This window comes from Streptomyces sp. 15-116A (genome assembly GCF_025290915.1).
Taxonomy (GTDB): Bacteria; Actinomycetota; Actinomycetes; order Streptomycetales; family Streptomycetaceae; genus Streptomyces.
Window position 1 is genome coordinate 1 of the sequence record NZ_JAOCQE010000109.1, and the last position, 19,060, is coordinate 19,060.

The following is a 19,060-nucleotide window of genomic DNA, read 5'->3' on the forward strand; positions in this document are numbered from 1 at the left end:
GCGGGTGCCGCGCAGGCCCTGTGTGCTCCGGTGGTCGCCGTGCTGTCGGCCCGGGTGAGCCTGGTCGCGGTGCCGTGCAATCTCCTCGCGGAGTTCGCGCTCGCACCGGCCACGGTGCTGGGCTTCGGCGCGCTGGCCACCGCCCCGTTGGCGATGCCGGTCGCGATGTCACTGGCGTGGTGCGCGAGTTGGCCCGCGGAGTGGATCGCGTGGATCGCCCGCACCGGTGCCGCGCTGCCCGGCGCGGGGGTGGACTGGCCCGGCAGCTGGGCCGGGGCGGCCCTGCTCGGCGTGGTCACCCTGGCCGCGCTGCTCGTCGGGCGGTCGATGCTCAGGCACCCCTGGTGGTGCGGGGCGTGCGCGCTGCTGCTGGTGCTCGTGGTGCTGCGGCCGGCGCCGCTGACGAAGGCGATCACCGGCTGGCCCCCGCCGGGCTGGCGGATGGTGATGTGCGACGTCGGTCAGGGCGACGCGCTGGTGCTGGCGGCGGGCGAGGGCACCGGCGTGGTCGTGGACGCCGGCCCCGATCCGGACCTGGTGGACCACTGCCTGCACTCCCTGGGCATCACCCGGATCCCGCTCGTCGTCCTCACCCACTTCCACGCCGACCATGTGGCGGGCCTGAGCGGTGTGCTGCGCGGGAGGTCGGTGGGCGCGATCGAGACGACGGGCTTCGAGGAGCCCGAGGACCAGGCGGGGTTCGTCCGGCGACTGGCGGCGGCCCGGCGGATCCCGGTGACGCGGGCGGTCGCCGGGGAGCAGCGGCGCACGGGGGAGCTGGCGTGGGAGGTGGTGTGGCCGCCGGGAACGGCACAGGAGACCGCGTATCCACCCGGGCACCCCGCCCCGGTCCCGGCCGACGAGCCGGAGGGGCCGAACGACGCCAGCGTGGCCATGCTCGTCCGGACGGCGGGCCTGCGCCTGCTGCTGCTCGGCGACTTGGAGCCCCCCGCCCAGAGGGCTCTGGCGAGATCACCGGCGGGTCCGGCACTGGCGGAGGTGGACGTGCTGAAGGTCGCCCATCATGGCTCGGCGTATCAGGACCTGGACCTGATACGCCGGGTGGCGCCGCGGCTGGCGTTGATCAGCGCGGGCGCGGACAACTCCTACGGCCACCCCGCACCGAGCACGGTCGCCGCGTTGGAGGCGCAGGGGGCGATGGTGCGGCGGACGGACCAGGAGGGGGCGTTGGCGGTCATCGGTACGGGCGGTGGCCTCGCCGTGGCGGGAGACTGAGGTCATGGACTCCGAAGAGATCGACGCGTATCTGCGCCGCCTGGGCGCGAAGCGCCCCGCCCGGCCCACCACCGACGCCCTGCGCGCCCTGCAACTGTGCCATCTGCGGACCGTGCCGTTCGAGAACCTCTCCATCCATCTCGGAGAGGAGATCGTGTTGGAGGAGAAGCAGCTGCTGGACAAGGTGGTGGGGGCGCGGCGGGGCGGGTTCTGCTACGAACTCAACGGCGCGTTCGGGGCGTTGCTGGCCTCGCTCGGCTACGACGTCACCCTCTTCGCGGCGCGGGTGTACGGGGAGGAGGGCCGGCTGGGTGTTCCGTACGACCATCTCGCGCTGCGGGTGCGGACGGTGGACGGGGGCGACTGGCTGTCCGACGTGGGCTTCGGGGCGCACAGCCACTTCCCGCTGGCCTTCCGGGAGCGGGACGACCAGGCGGACCCCGGGGGCACGTTCCGGATCGCCGAGGCGGGGCCGGACGCGGCCGGGGCGGGCGGCGGACCCGCCTCGGCTGGGGCCGGGGACCTGGACGTCCTGCGGGACGGGACGCCGGCGTACCGGCTGGAGCTGCGGCCTCGGGTGCTCGGGGACTTCGTCACCGGGGCCTGGTGGCACAGCACCTCGCCCCGGTCGCACTTCCGGCAGTCGCTGGTGTGCTCGCGGGTCACCGAGGACGGGGGCAGGGTCACGCTCAGCGGCCGGAAGCTCGTGCTGACGGGCGCGGCCGGTGGTGGGCGGGAGGAGCGCGAGCTGGGGACGGACGAGGAGGTGCTGGCCGCGTACCGGGAGCGTTTCGGTATCCAGCTCGAACGGGTGCCGACGGTACGCGGACTGCCGTAGAGCAACGGTGCCCTGTGCAACGCTGCTCAAGAGGGACCGCAAGGTTCGGGCCACATTCGTTTCGTGGGTTTTCGGTCTGTGGCGCAGGCAGGCAGTGACCCTCTCTCACGCCGTCCTCGCCGTAGCGGCGGCGTCCCCAGCCCTGTCAAGCACCCGTTCCGGACTCTTCGCCCTCGCTCTCCCGCCCCCGGGCTCGCTGAGGACGGCGTGTTGCTGCCGTTGGGGCCTGCCTTTGATCGGGCGTCCTGCCTTTTTCTGCGGGGGCCGGGGCAGATGGGTGAGGACATGGGGGACGAGCCCGGGGCGCCGGTGAGGCGACTGGGGAACCTAGGGGGATGATCGCGCATGATCCGTGTTCTCGTGGTGCACGATGCGGCACTGCTGCGGACGGCACTGGTGCAACTGCTGCGGTCGGCCGACGGATTCGAGGTCTCGTCCATGTCCTCCCGCGATGTCGTTCCCGTCGGGAACGACTTACCCCCGGACGTGTGCGTGGTGGACGGAGACTGCCTCGGGGGGCCGGGAGAAGTCGGCCGTGCGTCGTCCTGGGGCCGGTGCGGGGCCGGGCTCGTCGTGCTCGGGGCTTCCCAGCGGCCCGGCGTGCTGCGCAGGGCATTCGACGCGGGAGCGCTGGGTTTCGTCGACAAGGACGCCACCTCACAGCGGTTGATCGCCGCGGTGCACGCCGTCGCCAAGGGCGAGCGGTTCGTCGACGAGAGACTCACCGTCGCGCTGCTGGAGGCTTCGCAGATGCCGCTGACGACTCGTGAGCTGAGTGTGGTCTCCCTGGCGGCGCAGGGCGCCCCCATCGCGGAGATCGCCGTCTCTCTGCACCTGTCCCGGGGGACCGTCCGCAACTACATGGCCAGCGCGATCCGGAAGGTGGGGGCACGCAATCGCGTGGACGCGATACGCATCGTGCAGAGCGCCGGCTGGATGTGAGGCGGCCGCCCTCGCCATTGCTTCGGCTTCCCTCGCCATTGCTTCGGCTTCCCTCGCCCTCGCCTCCGGCCGCCCTCGCCTTCGCCTGCCCTCGCCCTCGGCCGCCCTCGCCTTCGCCCTCGGCTGCCCGCCCGCCGCGCGTCACTCCCGGGTTCCGCTCCAGTGCCCGACCAGGTCGCGGTAGAGGGGCGAGCGGGCGAGGAGGTCCTGGTGGGTGCCGCACGCCGCGTCGGCGCCGTCCAGTACCAGGATCCGGTCGGCCCGCATCGCCGACGACATGCGATGGGCCACGACGAGGAGGGCTCCCGGACGTCGTGCGAGGGCCTGCTCGGCCCGTGCCTCGGACGCCGCGTCGAGATGGCAGGTCGCCTCGTCGAGGAGGAGCAGGCGAGCCGTCGACAGGTGTGCGCGGGCCAGGACCAGCAGTTGGCGCTCGCCCTGTGAGAGGTCGCCGGGCCGTACCGGCGCGTCGAGCCCGCCCAGGCGCTCGACGAGCGGCCCGGCCCCGAGTTCTCGTACGGCCGCCTCGATGTCGGCCCGCCGTGCGTCCGGCCGCAGGTAGCCGAGGTTGTCGCGGACCGTGCCGGTGAAGACGTACGCCTGCTGGGGCAGCAGGACGCGCAGGGCGGAGAGTTCGGCCGTGCTCCGGCCGGCGATCGTACGGCCCGCCACGGCGACCTCGCCGCTGCTGGGCGCGAGTGTCCCGGCGATGAGGCGGGTGAGCGTCGACTTGCCGATGCCGCTGGGACCGACGACGGCCAGGTGTTCGCCGTCCTCGATCCGAAGATCGAGTGCGTCGAGGACCGGTTCGGCCCGCGCTCCGTAGGCCACGGTCACGGCCCGCAGTTCCACCGCCGGGGGTGGGCCCGACACCCGAGGGAGGTTCCGGAGCGGGCCGGGGACCTGCTGCGGGAGAGCGGCGCGCGCGGTGCCGGTGAGGAGCGGAGGCGACGCCGTCGTGGTGAACCGGTCCAGGACCACGAGCAGCCGGGTTCCCGCGGCGCCGAGCGCGGTCATGAGGGTGTGCAGTGCGGGCAGCAGGGACTGCGCGAGGTAGGTGAACGCCCCCAGCAGGGCGCCCGTGGTGACTCCTCGTCCCCGCAGCCATGGCGCGGCCACCACCAGCAGCAGCACCGGCAGCTGGCCCGCGACGCCGAGGGCCAGGGTGCGGACCGCGGCCCAGCGGGCGAGGACACGCGAGGTGGCCGCGGCTTCGGCGATGAGCCGCGTTCCGTGCCGGGCCGCTTCCGCTTGCGTGCCGCAGGCGGTGATGTCGCGCAGCGCCCGGCGGGTGCGCGCCGCGTGATCGCCCAGTGCCTCGTCGGCGGTGAGCGCCCGCCGTTGCGCGGTGGCCATGGGCCGCAGGGTCACCAGGAACAGGGCGAGGCCCGCGGCGAGGGGCGGCACGACCACCACGAGGAGGGCGGGGTCCAGTGAGAACAGTCCCACCAGGGCCCCGGCGGCGGTGAAGACGAACGAACGCAGGGTCAGGACGAGCCCGGCGAAACTGTCCCTCACGATCTCGACCTGGTTCGTGAGCCGTGAGACCGCGGAGCGGTCCCCGCCTCCGGGGCGGGCCAGGGCGCGGGCCATCGACTGGTCGACCGCCCGCCGTACCAGCTGGTCGCGCAGCGGTTCCGTCAGCCCGGCCAGCTGGGCGAACACACCCCTGATCACGGGCGCCCCCAGCACCACGGCGACGCCGGCGACCGCGAGCCAGCCGAGTCCCTTGCGGGTGTCGCCGGTGAGGAATCCCCGGTCGACGGCCTGGGCGACGCCGTAGCCGACCAGGAAGGTCTGTGCGGACTCCGCCACGGACCACGCCGCGAGCCGCGCGAGGACGCGTCTGCGTCCGGCGAGGAAGCGACGGGCGGGCGGTGCGAGCCGGCGCAGCGGCCCTGACCCGCCGGGGGGCGGCGCGGCGGAACGGCCGCTGCCGACGGGCGTCACGGCCGCGCCTTTCCGTGCGGGGATGCCATCCGTTGCTGCCGGGGCGGCTCGTCGCCGCCTGCGGGGCCGACGGGTTCCTCGCCGTGCTCCTCGCCGGTGAACACCGCCCGGTAGGCGGTCTCCTGCCAGAGATGACGGTGGGTGCCGACCGCCCGTACCCGTCCGCTCTCCAGCCAGATCACCAGATCCGCCCGGGCCGCGACCGACGGGCGGTGTGCCACGACGAGCCGTGTGGCGGCGCCGAGTGAGCGGCGCAGTGCCTGGTCCACCGCGTGTTCCGTGGCCGTGTCGAGACTGGACGTCGCGTCGTCCATGACGAGCAGCCGGCCCGCGTGAGCGAAGGCGCGCGCCAGGCCCAGACGCTGGTACTCACCGCCGGACAGGGGGGCGTTGGCGAGCCGCGTGTCGTACGTGTCGGGAAGGCGGCGTACGAAGGCGTCGGCGCCCGCGACGCGGAGGGCGTCCCGTATCCGGTGCGGCGACACGGTGCGCGGTCCGGCCGCGACTGCTTCCGCCACGGTGCCGTCGCCCAGGACCGGGCGGGCGAAGGCGAAGCCGACCTCGGCGCGCAGGCTCGGGCGGGTCAGCTGGTCGAGACGTGTGCCGTCCAGCAGCACCTCCCCCTCGTCGGGATCCAGCAGCCGGCCGGCCACCGCGGCCAGCACGGACTTGCCGGCACCGCTGCGGCCCACCACCGCGGCGGTCAGGCCGCCGGGCACGACGACGTGGTCCGCCCGCAGGACCTCCGTTCCGTCCCGCAGGACCCGTACGCCGCGCAGTTCGAGGGCACCGGGGCCGTGCGGGGGGAGGGTCAGGGTTCCGTGGGGCAGGGCGGGCAGGTGTTCCAGGGCCGTGGTGCGTTCCCGCGCGGACCGTCCCCGTACGAGCGCGCCGAGCAGGGTGGCCGCACTGCCGAAGCCGGCGGTCAGCTGCGCGTACCGGCACACCGCCAGCAGTTCTCCCACGCTCAGCGCCCCCGCGCCGAGCCGGAGACCGCCGACGGCGGTGGCGGCCACGGTCAGCAGCGGGACCAGGACACCTCCGGTCGCCAGCGCCCTGCCGTGCAGCACCCACATGCGCCCGCCCAGTTCGGCGAGCTCGGTCAGCGGACGCAGGACGCGCTCACGCTCACGGACGGCCGTCCCGGCGGCGGCGACGGTCTCCGCGCCTTCGATGGTCTCCAGCAGGCGGGCTGCGATGTCCGCCTGCACGCGCTGGTAGGCCCGTACCGACGTTCCCGTGTCGCGGGCGAACGCCCGCAGCACCAGGGCCAGGGCCGGCAGCCCGGCCAGGACGCATACGGCGACCCATACGTCGACGACGGCCAGCGCGACGAGCGCGCCGGCCGGGGTGATGAGCGAGGCCGCCAGTGCGGCCCGGGCGGCCGGAGTGCCGCCGGCGTCGGAGGCGTTGAGCGTCAGCCGGGTTGCGATGTCCCCGGGTGAGTACCGGCTGACCGGGTCCGGGACGGCATGCAGCATGCCGGTGAGGGCGCGGGAGCGGATCGCGGCCGTCCAGTGGGCCGTGCACCGGCCGGTGAGCAGCGCGGTCAGGCTGTCGAGCAGGACCTCACCGACGAGCAGTGCGGCGCTCGCCGCGAGCCAGCCTCCGGCGGCGCCGTCGTGCAGCAGCAGGTCCAGGGTGCGGCCGAGGACGAACGGCTGGGCGACCGCGACCGCTGCCGCCGCCACCGAGCACACCAGGACGAGCAGTTCGGGCGTGCGGCCCGGACCGGTGTCGTGCGGGTCCGGCGCCGGGCGCTTTCGCCGCCGCCGGACCGGGATGATCGCCACCAGCTGTCCCTCCTCGTGGCCGTCGCCCTCCGCGGCGGAGACGAGGCGCGCTGGAACCGGCGCCCCGGGGGTGAGCCCGGGGCGCCGGACCGGGGGCCCGCCGCGGTCGCCGCGACGGGCCCGCCGCCTCGGACGTCAGTTACAGGTCGTGACGCTCAGGCTGCTGTCGCCGCAGAGCAGCAGGCTGGCGCGGCTGCCCGTCTCGACGTCCCCGATGGCCTCTTCCTTGGGGGTCTCCATCGACTGCAGATCGAACAGGTTCATGTCATCTTCCCTTCGTACGGCAACGGGTGTTCTCTTTCACGGTCCCTGGTGGACCGGCTCGTGGGCCGCGGCGTGTGCCGCGGGCTGGGAAGGAACGGCAGTCCGGCGGGGCGGTCACCGCGTACGGACGCGAGGGCCAGCAGGCATCCGGCGGTCCCGGTCGACAGGTCCATCGACAGCCGCATCATCTGTTCGCCGGGGAAGGCGAGACGGCCGCGGTAGGACATGGCGTGCCACGTCAGCGCGTCGACCTGGCGCCGGACGGCCCGCGGTCCTGTGCCCGGGCCGGTGGCCGTGGTCCGGCCGAGGTACAGCACCATCCCGGCCACGCCGCGGTAGAGGCCCGGCTGTGCGTAGAACATGGCTTGTGCGGCGCGTACGATCTCGGTCCGCGCCTGCTCGAACCGGTCGTCGGCGCGGTGCGCCAGGTAGTCGTCGAGCACCATGCCGATGCCCACGCTGCCGGCGCCCAGGTACGGCATCGTGCGCCAGCCCTCGTCCACCTGAAGGGCGCCGCTCGCGCTCCGCACGCACGCCGAGAGGTCCTGGCGCAGCGCGGCCCGAGCGAGGTCGAGCAGTCCGGTGTCACCGGTGCGTTCGTACAGGCGCAGGAACAGCAGGGCGCTGCCCGTCGCGCCGTACAGCAGACCTGCCCGGCGGCGCGGGCCGCCCGGCCGCGGGTCGGTCCCCTCGCGCGGCAGGCACCGCGCGCTCAGCTCGGCGCACCGCAGGGCCGCGGTGTGCAGGGCGGTGTCGCCGGTGGAGGCGGCCAGCGAGTCCAGCATCAGGCCCACCCCGGCCGTGCCGCTGTGCAGGTCCGCGGCGAGAGCCTCGAGGGGGTGGTCGAGAAGCAGCCCGGTGAGCTCGAGCGCCCGGTCCCGGTGGCCGAGGTGGTCCAGGGTCCACGCGATTCCCGCGATGCCGTCGTGAAAGCCCAGCGGCATGCCCGACGGTGGTTCCTTGGTCCGTTCGAGCAGCCACTGCTCCTCGTCGTCGTCGCGCTCGGCGCCGCTCTCGGCGAGGGCGTACAGCACTCCGGCGGCTCCGTAGCCGAACGACAGCCCTCCGCCCGCGGTGGCGAACTGGGCGATGTCGCCGGGGAAGAGGCGGTCGTCGCGGGCCGGGGTCGCCGACGCGCGGATGGCCGCCGTCATCGAGTCGCGGCTGCGCGGCCAGTCTCCCGGCGCCACCGGGACGAAACGCGTTCCGCCGCGCCGCGCCGGTGGACGCGGGGGCGTGGCGCCGGTGATCTCCTCGACCGCCGCGTCGAGGAAGGCCCGCGGAACCGGGAACTGCCCTGCCACCACGTCGGCGAGGTGCTCGGCCTTGCGCCGGTCCAGTGCCAGGAGACTGGTCAGCGGCAGGAACAGGGCCAGCCGCAGGCAGGCCAGCGCGTACCGGTCCACCGCTGTGCCCTTGAGGCCGGGCGGCGCTACGAATCCGGGATGGGCGACCGTCTGCCGGCCCGGCTCGTCGACGTGGTGGGCGGCTTCGAAGTCCAGCAGGGCCACCCGTCCGTCGTCGCGGATCATGATGTTGAACAGGTGCAGGTCGTTGAAGACGACACCCCGGGCGTGCACCTCGGCGACGGCCTGCTCGACCCGGGCGTGGATGCCGAGCGCCCACTCGGTGTACTCGGCCAGCCGCCCGGGGCCGGGGTCGGCCTCGATGAGCGGATGGCGGCGGGCGAAGAAGGTGTTGAGCGGTTGGCCGTCGAGGTACTCCAGGGCGAGGAAGTGGTGCCCTGCGACGGTGAAGCTGTCCTGCACCTCGGGCGTGCAGGACAGACCCGACAGCCTTTCCAGGGCCCGGCGTTCGCGGTGCAGGCGGGTCACCGCGTCGGCGCCGTCGGCCGCCAGCCCGGCGTGGGGGCGGGCCTCCTTGAGGACCACCGGTTCACCCGTGCGGTGGTCGCGTGCCCGGTAGACGCCACCGCCGTTGGAGAAGTGCAGGGCCGCCTCGACGGTGTACGGGATGCCGGCCAGGGTCACCGACGCCCGCGCGTCGACGTGGGGCCGCAGGAAGGCCGGTACACGCACCCAGCCGGGGACCTGGAACACCGGGCCGCGAAGGTCGGGGACGAGGACCCCCTCGGGGTTCGCGACGGCCGGCCGCAACTCCCCGTTCTCGTCGTAGCAGTCGCGGCGGGTGAAGCTGCCGTAGCGCACGTGCACCGGGCTGTCGCCGAGCCTGAGATCGCTCAGGATGTGCGGTCCGGGCTCACCGGCAAGCAGTGCGGCCAACTCGGCGGCGACGCTTTCCAGTTGCTCCTCGTCCGCCGGATACACGGTGATGAACTTGCCGCTGCCCGCCCGGTCCGCGTACTTGGCGTTGCGCTGGTGCAGCAGATAGCGGCTCGGGACGAACTTGAACGCGACGCGGCGCTGGAGGCAGTAGGCCCGGACGCGCTCGAGGACGGACTCGGCGTTGTCCAGGCAGGCCGAGACGTGGATCTTCCAGCCCTGGGGCGGCAGCGTCGCGTCGAGCGGGCGCAGGGCGAGCCAGTCGCCGCTCTCTGTGCGCTGCCATCCGGTCGGCACGGGCAGCAGGGCCGCCGCGTACCGGGAGTTCGCCGCGAGGGTGCCGGGGGCGGTGCGGTGCGGCGCGTCGTAGAAGTGCGGGTCTGCGTCGCAGTACACGGCGTAGCCCTTGTTCACGCCTGCTCCCTCCGACCGGATCGCTGCCGGGACAGACGCTGTCATGCGCCGCTGCGCCGTCGACAGTCACCACTGTCATCACTGTGACGTGCGGAACGCACAGGTAACTTGGCCGGCGGATCCCTGCCGGCGGTCGGGGGTGAGCCGGCAGAAGAGGGGGAGGCCGAGAATGGGTGTCGTGAGTGATGTGCGACATGTACTGGTGCTGCCGGATCGGGATGCCGCGGAGGAGGTCGTGGAGGCGCTGAGGGAGCGTTTCGGGGTGGCGGAGGAGCTTCGGGTCGTTCGGGACGCGCTGGCGGGGGAGGACGATGCGGAGGATGCGCAGTGGCTGGTGGCGCTGAGGGACGAGGACGGGCGCCTGGATCCTGCGGAGCTGGATGAGTTCGCGGGGGAGTGGGACGGCTGGCGCGAGGAGCCGTGAGTCCGGGTGCGGCGGGGGTGGGTCGCAGCGCGCGTGACCGCACCCCCCGCTGTCAGTCCCCCGTGTCATCCTTGTCGCGATGGCCAGGAAAGCTGCTCAAGACGACCCCCTCGCCCCGCTGACGCTCGCCGTCGGTCAGGAGGAGCTCCTCCTCGACCGTGCCGTGCAGGAGGTGGTCGCCGCCGCGAAAGCCTCCGACGCCGACACGGACGTACGGGACCTCACCCCGGACCAGCTCCAGCCCGGCACCCTCGCCGAGCTGACCAGCCCCTCCCTCTTCGCGGAGCGCAAGGTCGTCGTCGTACGCAACGCGCAGGATCTGTCCGCCGACACCATCAAGGACGTGAAGGCGTACCTCGGCGCGCCCGCCGAGGAGATCACACTCGTTCTGCTGCACGCCGGCGGAGCCAAGGGCAAGGGCCTGCTGGACGCCGCGCGCAAGGCGGGTGCCCGCGAGGTGGCCTGCCCCAAGATGACGAAGCCGGCGGACCGGCTGGCGTTCGTGCGCGGGGAGTTCCGCGCCGCCGGCCGCTCGGCCGCACCGGAGGCGTGCCAGGCGCTGGTCGACGCCGTCGGCAGTGATCTGCGGGAGCTCGCCTCGGCGGTGTCCCAGCTCGTCGCGGACGTCGAGGGCACCATCGACGAGGCCGTCGTCGGCCGGTACTACACGGGCCGCGCCGAGGCGTCGAGCTTCACGGTCGCCGACCGCGCGGTCGAGGGGCGGGCGGCGGAGGCGCTGGAGGCGTTGCGCTGGTCCCTCGCCACCGGTGTCGCGCCCGTGCTGATCACCAGCGCGCTGGCGCAGGGCGTGCGGGCCATCGGCAAGCTGCAGTCGGCGCGCGGCGGCAGACCCGCCGACCTGGCCCGCGAGCTGGGCATGCCGCCCTGGAAGATCGACCGGGTGCGGCAGCAGATGCGGGGCTGGACCCCGGACGGCGTGTCCGTGGCCCTGCGCGCGGTCGCCGAGGCCGACGCGGGAGTGAAGGGCGGCGGCGACGACCCGGAGTACGCGCTGGAGAAGGCGGTCGTCACGATCGCCCGTGCGGCGCGGTCGAGGGGACGGGCGTAGAAGAGGAGAATCGGGACTGTCAGCCGTAGGTCGCCCAGACAGACGGAGAGGTGGCGAGCGTCATGGCTGAACACCCGCACGCAATGCTCGTCCGCAAGGGCTACGAGGCGTTCACGCAAGGGGACATGGACACCCTGCGCGGACTGATGGCGGCGGACGCCACACATCATGTGCCCGGGACCGGGATGCTCTCGGGCGACTTCAAGGGGCAGGACGCGATCATCGACATGTACCGGCGGCTCGGTGAGGAGACCGGCGGGACGTTCCGGGTCGAGCTGCGGCAGATCCTCGTCGACGACCGGGGGCACGCGGTGTCCCTGCACCACATGGCCGGCGACCGGCAGGGCAAGCACCTGGAGACGGACGGCGGCCTCGTCTTCCGCATCGTCGGCGACAAGATCACCGACCTCGACGAGTGCGTCGCCGACCTCGACGCGGTGAACGACTTCTGGGCCTAGGGGGTGTCCGCAAAGTCCCTCCCCCAGAGGGGGTACCCCCAGCCCCGCGACGCCCGGCACGCCCCCCCACTGCCTTAAGGGCGTGGGAGGTGCCCCCACTCGCCGCACCGGGCGAACACCCGAGTACCACCAGTACGCGGGTGTCCGCCCGGCACTCCCCCAGCCTCCGGCCGGGGGGACCCCCAGAGCACGCACCGGACGCCGCAGGGCCCGCCCTTCGGGCGGACGACGGGACTTTGCGGACACCCCCTAGCGCACCCGGGTCCGGCCAACGCCGGAGACCCCGCCCACCGCCCTGGGGAAGGGCGAGCGGACGGGGTCTCCGGTTGAAGCCGAGGAGCTCGTACCCGCGTGGCGAACGCAGGCCGCGTACGAGCTCGGGGTGCCGGTCGGGGGCGGATGAGAGAGGGCCCGCCCGGGTCCTTCCGGCGATCAGATCGATCAGATCAGGAAGGTGATCAGCTCAGGGAGAGCGATCAGCCCTTGAGGGTCGCGACCTTCTGAGCCAGCGCCGACTTCTTGTTGGCGGCCTGGTTCTTGTGGATGACGCCCTTGGAGACGGCCTTGTCGAGCTGACGCGCGGCAGCGCGCTGGTACTCGGTGGCCTTCTCGACGTCGCCCGCGGCAACGGCCTCGCGAGCCTTGCGGATCGCGGTCTTCAGAGAGGACTTGACGGCCTTGTTGCGCAGCCGGGCCTTCTCGTTGGTCTTGTTCCGCTTGATCTGGGACTTGATGTTCGCCACGAATGAGCCTCTTCAGAGTTGAATTTTGCTGGTGTGCCTCGCGCAGAGAGGGCATGAGACACAGCGCCCTACACTACCAGCGGCTCTTTCCCCGGCCCAAACCGGTCGCCGGTCCCCACCCGTGGGACCATGGAGACTACGTATCGATCCGACCCGAGGCATAAGGCGCCTCAAGAGACAGGACCCTGCGTGCCCGCGACCCCAAACAATGTGCCCGAGCCGAGCCGTACCGACCCGGCTCTGATCCGCAATTTCTGCATCATCGCGCACATCGACCACGGCAAGTCCACGCTCGCCGACCGGATGCTCCAGCTGACCGGGGTGGTCGAGCAGCGGCAGATGCGCGCTCAGTACCTCGACCGCATGGACATCGAGCGCGAGCGCGGCATCACGATCAAGTCCCAGGCGGTGCGGTTGCCGTGGGCCCCGACCCACGACAAGGGCAACACGCACATCCTCAACATGATCGACACCCCGGGGCACGTCGACTTCACCTACGAGGTGTCCAGGTCGCTCGCCGCGTGCGAGGGCACGATCCTCCTCGTCGACGCCGCCCAGGGCATCGAGGCGCAGACCCTCGCCAACCTCTACCTGGCGATGGAGAACGACCTCACGATCATCCCCGTGCTGAACAAGATCGACCTGCCGGCCGCGCAGCCCGAGAAGTTCGCCGAGGAGCTCGCCAACCTGGTCGGCTGCGACCCCGACGACGTGCTGCGGGTCTCCGCGAAGACCGGTGTCGGCGTCGACGCGCTGCTCGACAAGGTCGTCGCGGAGATCCCCGCCCCGGTCGGCGTCAAGGACGCCCCGGCCCGCGCGATGATCTTCGACTCGGTCTACGACTCCTACCGCGGTGTGGTGACGTACGTCCGTGTCATCGACGGCCAGCTCAACAAGCGCGAGCGGATCCGGATGATGTCCACCGGCGCCACCCACGAGCTGCTGGAGATCGGCACCAACTCCCCGGAGATGCTGCCGGCCGACGGCCTCGGCGTCGGCGAGGTGGGCTATCTGATCACCGGGGTGAAGGACGTCCGCCAGTCCAAGGTCGGTGACACCGTCACCAGCCAGCACAAGGGCGCCGAGGAGGCGCTCGGCGGCTACAAGGACCCCAAGCCCATGGTGTTCTCCGGGCTGTATCCGCTGGACGGCTCCGACTACCCCCTGCTGCGCGAGGCGCTGGACAAGCTCCAGCTCAACGACGCCGCCCTGGTCTACGAGCCGGAGACCTCCGCCGCCCTCGGCTTCGGCTTCCGCGTCGGCTTCCTCGGCCTGCTGCACCTGGACGTGATCCGTGAGCGGCTGGAGCGCGAGTTCGGGCTCGACCTGATCGCGACCGCGCCGAACGTGGTCTACCGCGTGGTCATGGAGGACCGCAGCGAGCACACCGTCACCAATCCGAGTGAGTTCCCCGAGGGGAAGATCGCGGAGGTGTACGAGCCGGTCGTGCGGGCCACCATCCTCGCGCCCAGCGAGTTCATCGGCGCGATCATGGAGCTGTGCCAGACCCGGCGCGGTGTGCTGCTCGGCATGGACTACCTCTCCGAGGACCGGGTGGAGATCCGCTACACGCTCCCGCTCGCGGAGATCGTCTTCGACTTCTTCGACCAGCTGAAGTCCAAGACCCGCGGCTACGCCTCCCTGGACTACGAGCCCACCGGCGAGCAGACCTCCAGCCTGGTCAAGGTCGACATCCTGCTGCACGGCGACAAGGTGGACGCGTTCTCCGCGATCACCCACAAGGACCAGGCGTACGCGTACGGCGTGCGGCTGGTCGCCAAGCTCAAGGAGCTGATCCCGCGGCAGGCCTTCGAGGTGCCGGTGCAGGCCGCCATCGGCTCGCGGGTGATCGCCCGCGAGACCATCCGCGCCATCCGCAAGGACGTCCTCGCCAAGTGCTACGGCGGTGACATCTCCCGTAAGCGGAAGCTGCTGGAGAAGCAGAAGGAAGGCAAGAAGCGGATGAAGATGGTGGGTTCCGTGGAGGTTCCGCAGGAAGCCTTCATCGCCGTCCTGTCCAGCGACGACAGCGCGGGCTCGGGCAAGGGCAAGAAGTGACGGCCGGTTGACCGTGGGTCACCGTCCAATACGGGCAAAAAAGGGTCCGCTGCACGAAAGTGTGGCGGACCCTTCCGCTTCCACGGGGTAGCTCTCTGTACGAAGCGACAGGCCGCGGACCCTTACGCGGCGGCCGGTCGACCTTTACTCTGTCCCTGCTCGATAGTTACTCGCGAGTTAAACAACGGCGCGCGAGTGAAACCAGCCGCACTGAGCCAGCCGCACTGTCGCGGGCCCCGGAGGATGTCGTGAGCGACGCACAGACTTTGATCGAGAACCGTCCGCCGACCGTGGCGGCCCTCTTCCTGGAGCGCGTGGCGGCCACACCGGACGCCGAGGCATACCGCTACCCCGTCCCCGCCGCCTCCGGCGAGGGCCCGGACGACTGGACGTCCCTCACCTGGGGCCAGACCGCCCAGCGGGTCAACGCCATCGCGGCCGGTCTGATCGAGCTGGGCGTACAGCCCGAGGAGCGCGTCGCGCTGGCGTCCGCCACGCGCGTCGAGTGGATCCTCGCCGACCTCGGCATCCTCTGCGCGGGCGCCGCCACCACCACGATCTACCCGCAGACCAACGCCGACGAGTCCGCGTACATCCTGTCGGACTCCGGCAGCCGGGTGCTGATCGCGGAGAACGCCGAGCAGGTCGCCAAGGCCGTCGAGAAGCGCGCCGAGCTGCCCGAGCTGACCCGCGTCGTGGTCATCGACCCGGCCGGTGTCACCACCGACGACTGGGTGATCACCCTCGCCGAGCTGGAGAGCCGCGGCGCGGCCCGGCTGGAGAAGGACGCCGAGCTGATCAAGGAGCGGGTCTCCGCGATCACCAAGGACCAGCTGGCCACCCTCATCTACACCTCCGGCACCACCGGCCGCCCCAAGGGCGTCCGCCTGCCGCACGACAACTGGTCGTACATGGCCAAGGCGATCGCCGCGACCGGGCTGGTCGGCAGCGACGACGTGCAGTACCTGTGGCTGCCGCTCGCGCACGTCTTCGGCAAGGTGCTCACCTCCGGCCAGATCGAGGTGGGTCACGTCACCGCCGTCGACGGCCGCGTCGACAAGATCATCGAGAACCTTCCGGTGGTCAAGCCGACGTACATGGCGGCCGTGCCGCGCATCTTCGAGAAGGTCTACAACGGTGTGGCCGCCAAGGCGAAGGCCGGCGGAGGCGCCAAGTACAAGATCTTCCAGTGGGCCGCCGGGGTCGCCCGCGAGTACGCCAAGGTCACCCAGGACAACTTCCGCCGCACCGGCACCGCGAGCGCCCCCGCGGGCCTGAAGTTCAAGCACGGTCTCGCCGACAAGCTCGTCTACGCCAAGATCCGCGAGGCCTTCGGCGGCAACCTGCGTGCCTGCGTCTCCGGCTCCGCCGCCCTCGCGCCCGAGATCGGGTACTTCTTCTCCGGCGCCGGCATCCACATCCTGGAGGGCTACGGCCTCACCGAGTCCTCCGCGGCCTCCTTCGTCAACCCCGGCGAGGCCTACCGCACCGGCACGGTCGGCAAGCCGCTGCCCGGCACGGAGGTGCGCATCGCCGACGACGGGGAGATCCTGCTGCGCGGCCCCGGCATCATGCAGGGCTACCACAACCTGCCCGAGAAGACCGCCGAGGTGCTGGAGGCGGACGGCTGGTTCCACACCGGCGACATCGGCGAGCTCTCGCCCGACGGCTACCTGCGGATCACCGACCGCAAGAAGGACCTCATCAAGACCTCCGGCGGCAAGTACGTCGCACCCGCCGAGGTCGAGGGCCAGTTCAAGGCCGTCTGCCCGTACGTCTCCAACATCCTGGTGCACGGCGCCGACCGGAACTACTGCACCGCTCTCATCGCCCTCGACGAGATCGCCATCCAGCCGTGGGCCGCGGAGAACGGCCTGGAGGGCAAGCCGTACGCGGAGATCGTCGCCGCCCCGGCCACCGTCGAGATGGTCCAGGGCTACGTCGACCAGCTCAACCAGGGGCTGCAGCGCTGGCAGACCATCAAGAAGTTCCGCCTGCTGCCGCGGGACCTCGACGTCGAGCACGGCGAGATCACCCCGAGCCTCAAGCTGAAGCGGCCGGTGGTGGAGCGCGAGTACAAGCACCTGATCGAGGAGATGTACGAGGGGACGCGCGAGGCGTGATCCTGGCGCGCTGAGCACAGGGGCGGGACTCCGGTGGGGTCCCGCCCCTCTCCTGTTTCCGGTGTTGCACGGATCCGACCGGATGTGTGCCGGTTCTTGAGCGTGTCGGGAGCGTGGTTCTCACCTCGGGCGGGCCACTTCGGTAACTCGTTGCTCATGGGCGGGTCCGGTCTGTCACCCTGTTCGGCAGCGATCGACGTGTGTTCGTACGACCTGCCCGGGGAGCTGCCCATGGGGGCCATTCCGACGCAACGGGAGACGGCCTCGCGTGCCGCCGACGTACGGGCGTGCGCGCGGGCGGACGCGACCCTGCCCGGAAGCTCCCTCGCACCGGGCTCCGCGCGGGCTCTGGTGCGGGCCGCGCTCGGGGAGTGGGCCGAGCAGAGGGTGCCCGGTGCCGAGCGCCTCACCGCGCGTGCCGTGGAGGACGCCACGCTGATCGCCAGCGAACTGGTCACCAACGCCGTCGTGCACGCCGGGACGGACGTGCAGCTGACGTGCAGGCTCGAGGACGGCACGGGCGCGGTGGTGATCGAGGTCGCCGACCAGCACCCGTTCCGCGCCCCGCGCGACAGCGAACCGGCGACGGCGGCGATCCACGAACCCGGCGAGTTCGGCCGCGGTCTGCACCTTGTCGCTGCGCTGTCCGAGGCGTGGGGGATCACTTACCGGCCGGGCACGAAGACGGTGTGGGCCCGGCTGCCCGGCGGGGAGTGCCGGGCAGGCGAGGGCGCCGAGGCGCACGCGGGTGAGGCGCACGCGGGTGAGGCGCACGCGGGGGAGCGCACGCCCGCGCGGGGAGCTGAGACGCCGGGACTTCTCGGCCCCGGGCGGGACGCTGAGGCGGCGGGGCTCCTGGTGCCGGGGCGGGACGCTGAGGCGGCGGGGCTTCTCATCCCGGAGCGGGACGTTGAGACGGCGGGACTCGTCACATCGGGGCGGGATGTCGAGACGGTTGACCTCTTCTCGTCCGGGCCGACGCGGGGCGGGCGGCCCGACTGGCCGCCCCGCGTCGGCCCGGAGGGCGCGGGGGGTCCGGAGGGCTTGTTCCTGGCGTCGGAGGGTGAGGCGGGTCCGGAGGGCTCGCCGCAGGCGATGCGGGGCGCTCTGGGGCCGGAGGGCTGTGCTGAGGCGCTGGGCGGCGCTGTGGGCCCGGAGGGCTGTGCTGAGGTGCTTGAGAGCGCGGCCGGTGCTGAGGGGCTGGAGCGTCCGGAGGGCGTGTCGCAGGTGCCGGGGCAGGGGACCGCCTCGGGGGCCTTGTCCGGGGCGTCAGGTGGTGCGGTCGGCACGGGCGGCGTGTCGCAGGCGTCGGGTGGGGTGGCTGGCGCGGACGGCTTGTTGCAGGGGCCGGGGCAGGGGACCGCCTCGGGGGGCTTGTCCGGGGCGTCGGGTGGTGCGGTCGGCACGGGCGGCGTGTCGCAGGCGTCGGGTGGGGTGGCCGGCACGGGCGGCTTGTCGCGGGTGTCAACGGGGGCCGCCTCCCCGGGTGGCTTAGCCGAGGCGCAGGGGGCTTCTGCGGTCGGCTGGGCTCAGGGCTCGGGCGGCGCGAGCGGCCCGGGTGAGTCGGCTCGGGCGGGCATGGGAGCCGTTTTCGGGGACGACTGGCTTGTGGGGCGGGCTCGGCGGGACGGGGCCTGGCTCGGGCGGGGGGCCCTGTCGTTTCTCGCCGAGGCTTCCGATCTGCTGGCCGGGCAGCTGGACGAGGATCTGGTCGCCGCGCTCACCGGGCAGCTGATCGTGCCCCGGCTGGCGGACTGGTGCGCGGTCTGGCTGGAGGACGAGACCAGCGGTCACGGCGGCTGGGGCGCGAGCGCGTGGACCGGCGGCGCACGCCTCGCCCGCGTGTGGCACGCCAGCGAGCACCGCATCGAGGAGCTCCGGGAGGCCCTGGAGCAGAACCCCCCGGGAGCGTCGGATCCGCCGAACGCCGGGCCCGCCCCGTACCCGTGGCCCGAGAAGGCGCTGGACACGCCCCTCGCCGAACCGGCCGGCGCACCCGGTGTCGCCCTCGCCTACCGGCTCGTCGCCGGAGGGCGGCCGCTCGGCACGCTGGTCATCGGGCGGGGCGGAATCGCCCGCTTCCCCGATGAGATCACCGGGCTCGTGGAGGATCTCAGCCGACGCGTCGCCCTCGCCATCGGGGCCGCACGGCAGTACGCCCGCCAGGCCACCATCAGCGCCGTCCTGCAACGCGGCCTGCTGCCCGGCGCCGTCGCCGAGATCCCCGGCGTGCGCTCCGCCCTCGTCTACGAGCCCTGCGACAAGGGCGGACCCAGCGGTGACTTCTACGACCTGTTCCCGGCCGGCCACGGCCGCTGGTGCTTCGCGCTCGGCGACGTCCAGGGCAAGGGCCCCGAGGCCGCCGTCGTCATCGGCCTCGCCCGCCCCTGGCTGCGCCTCCTCGCCCGCGAGGGCTACCGCGTCGCCGACGTCCTCGACCGCCTCAACCAGCTCCTCCTCGACGACGCCACGGAGGCCGCCGACGCCGCGGCGCGCGCGCTGGTG

14 protein-coding genes and 1 pseudogene are annotated in these 19,060 nt (G+C 72.6%); 10 read left to right on the forward strand and 5 right to left on the reverse strand.

What is annotated here, in order from left to right; all coding sequences use genetic code 11:
* The 3 genes from N4P33_RS18755 to N4P33_RS18765 form a co-directional block, all read left to right on the forward strand.
* Positions 1-1,236, forward strand: a 1,236-nt coding sequence (locus N4P33_RS18755; protein WP_260827779.1) for a ComEC/Rec2 family competence protein, incomplete at its 5' end; no start/stop codon positions are given.
* A gap of 4 nt (positions 1,237-1,240) precedes the next feature.
* Positions 1,241-2,074: an arylamine N-acetyltransferase gene (locus N4P33_RS18760; RefSeq protein ID WP_260827780.1), complete on the forward strand. Its 834-nt coding sequence runs from the start codon at positions 1,241-1,243 to the stop codon at positions 2,072-2,074.
* A 345-nt stretch (positions 2,075-2,419) separates the two neighbouring features.
* Positions 2,420-3,016, forward strand: a complete 597-nt coding sequence (locus tag N4P33_RS18765) for a response regulator transcription factor (RefSeq protein ID WP_260827781.1) — start codon at positions 2,420-2,422, stop codon at positions 3,014-3,016.
* A gap of 141 nt (positions 3,017-3,157) precedes the next feature.
* Here N4P33_RS18765 and N4P33_RS18770 read toward each other — a convergent pair whose 3' ends face one another.
* From N4P33_RS18770 to lanKC, 4 genes are all read right to left on the reverse strand, one after another.
* The gene (locus N4P33_RS18770; RefSeq protein ID WP_260827782.1) at positions 3,158-4,966 is read right to left on the reverse strand and encodes an ABC transporter ATP-binding protein; all 1,809 of its coding nucleotides are present in this window, start codon (positions 4,964-4,966) and stop codon (positions 3,158-3,160) included.
* A complete protein-coding gene (locus N4P33_RS18775) occupies positions 4,963-6,753 on the reverse strand; it encodes an ABC transporter ATP-binding protein (protein ID WP_260827792.1) in 1,791 nt (596 codons plus the stop codon). The genes N4P33_RS18770 and N4P33_RS18775 overlap by 4 nt, the downstream gene beginning before the upstream one ends.
* A gap of 141 nt (positions 6,754-6,894) precedes the next feature.
* Entirely contained in the window at positions 6,895-7,023 is a 129-nt protein-coding gene (locus tag N4P33_RS18780; protein WP_260827783.1) for a SapB/AmfS family lanthipeptide, read from the reverse strand.
* A complete protein-coding gene (gene lanKC / locus N4P33_RS18785; protein ID WP_260827784.1) occupies positions 7,020-9,680 on the reverse strand; it encodes a class III lanthionine synthetase LanKC in 2,661 nt (886 codons plus the stop codon). The genes N4P33_RS18780 and lanKC overlap by 4 nt, the downstream gene beginning before the upstream one ends.
* 178 nt (positions 9,681-9,858) lie before the next feature.
* Here lanKC and N4P33_RS18790 point away from each other — a divergent pair, with 178 nt between their 5' ends.
* The 3 genes from N4P33_RS18790 (at position 9,859) to N4P33_RS18800 (ending at position 11,631) form a co-directional block, all read left to right on the forward strand.
* Positions 9,859-10,104, forward strand: a complete 246-nt coding sequence (locus N4P33_RS18790; RefSeq protein WP_260827785.1) for a hypothetical protein — start codon at positions 9,859-9,861, stop codon at positions 10,102-10,104.
* Positions 10,105-10,183: 79 nt separating this feature from the next.
* Positions 10,184-11,173 carry a DNA polymerase III subunit delta gene (holA, locus tag N4P33_RS18795; protein ID WP_260827786.1) on the forward strand — a complete coding sequence of 330 codons (990 nt, stop codon included), beginning with the start codon at positions 10,184-10,186 and terminating at the stop codon, positions 11,171-11,173.
* 62 nt (positions 11,174-11,235) lie between these two features.
* A complete protein-coding gene (locus N4P33_RS18800) occupies positions 11,236-11,631 on the forward strand; it encodes a nuclear transport factor 2 family protein (RefSeq protein WP_260827787.1) in 396 nt (131 codons plus the stop codon).
* A gap of 476 nt (positions 11,632-12,107) precedes the next feature.
* Here the strand turns inward: N4P33_RS18800 and rpsT are convergent, their stop codons facing one another.
* Positions 12,108-12,374 carry a 30S ribosomal protein S20 gene (rpsT, locus tag N4P33_RS18805; RefSeq protein WP_260827788.1) on the reverse strand — a complete coding sequence of 89 codons (267 nt, stop codon included), beginning with the start codon at positions 12,372-12,374 and terminating at the stop codon, positions 12,108-12,110.
* A gap of 189 nt (positions 12,375-12,563) precedes the next feature.
* Between rpsT and lepA the strand changes: the two genes are divergently transcribed.
* From lepA to N4P33_RS35705, 4 genes and pseudogenes are all read left to right on the forward strand, one after another.
* Entirely contained in the window at positions 12,564-14,432 is a 1,869-nt protein-coding gene (gene lepA, locus N4P33_RS18810; protein ID WP_260827789.1) for a translation elongation factor 4, read from the forward strand.
* A 248-nt stretch (positions 14,433-14,680) separates the two neighbouring features.
* The gene (locus tag N4P33_RS18815; protein ID WP_260827790.1) at positions 14,681-16,555 is read left to right on the forward strand and encodes a long-chain fatty acid--CoA ligase; all 1,875 of its coding nucleotides are present in this window, start codon (positions 14,681-14,683) and stop codon (positions 16,553-16,555) included.
* A 231-nt stretch (positions 16,556-16,786) separates the two neighbouring features.
* A pseudogene (locus tag N4P33_RS35700) lies at positions 16,787-17,200 on the forward strand (ATP-binding protein); the annotation flags it as partial.
* A 525-nt stretch (positions 17,201-17,725) separates the two neighbouring features.
* The coding region (locus tag N4P33_RS35705; protein ID WP_399029729.1) for a SpoIIE family protein phosphatase at positions 17,726-19,060 on the forward strand (1,335 nt) is incomplete at its 3' end.

What these genes read in the sequence shown, in the direction of transcription:
- N4P33_RS18800 (WP_260827787.1), top strand. Translation starts at nt 11,236, where the DNA reads ATGGCTGAACACCCGCACGCAATGCTCGTCCGCAAGGGCTACGAGGCG.
- holA (WP_260827786.1), top strand. Translation starts at nt 10,184, where the DNA reads ATGGCCAGGAAAGCTGCTCAAGACGACCCCCTCGCCCCGCTGACGCTC.
- N4P33_RS18765 (WP_260827781.1), top strand. Translation starts at nt 2,420, where the DNA reads ATGATCCGTGTTCTCGTGGTGCACGATGCGGCACTGCTGCGGACGGCA.
- N4P33_RS18780 (WP_260827783.1), bottom strand. Translation starts at nt 7,023, where the DNA reads ATGAACCTGTTCGATCTGCAGTCGATGGAGACCCCCAAGGAAGAGGCC.
- N4P33_RS18760 (WP_260827780.1), top strand. Translation starts at nt 1,241, where the DNA reads ATGGACTCCGAAGAGATCGACGCGTATCTGCGCCGCCTGGGCGCGAAG.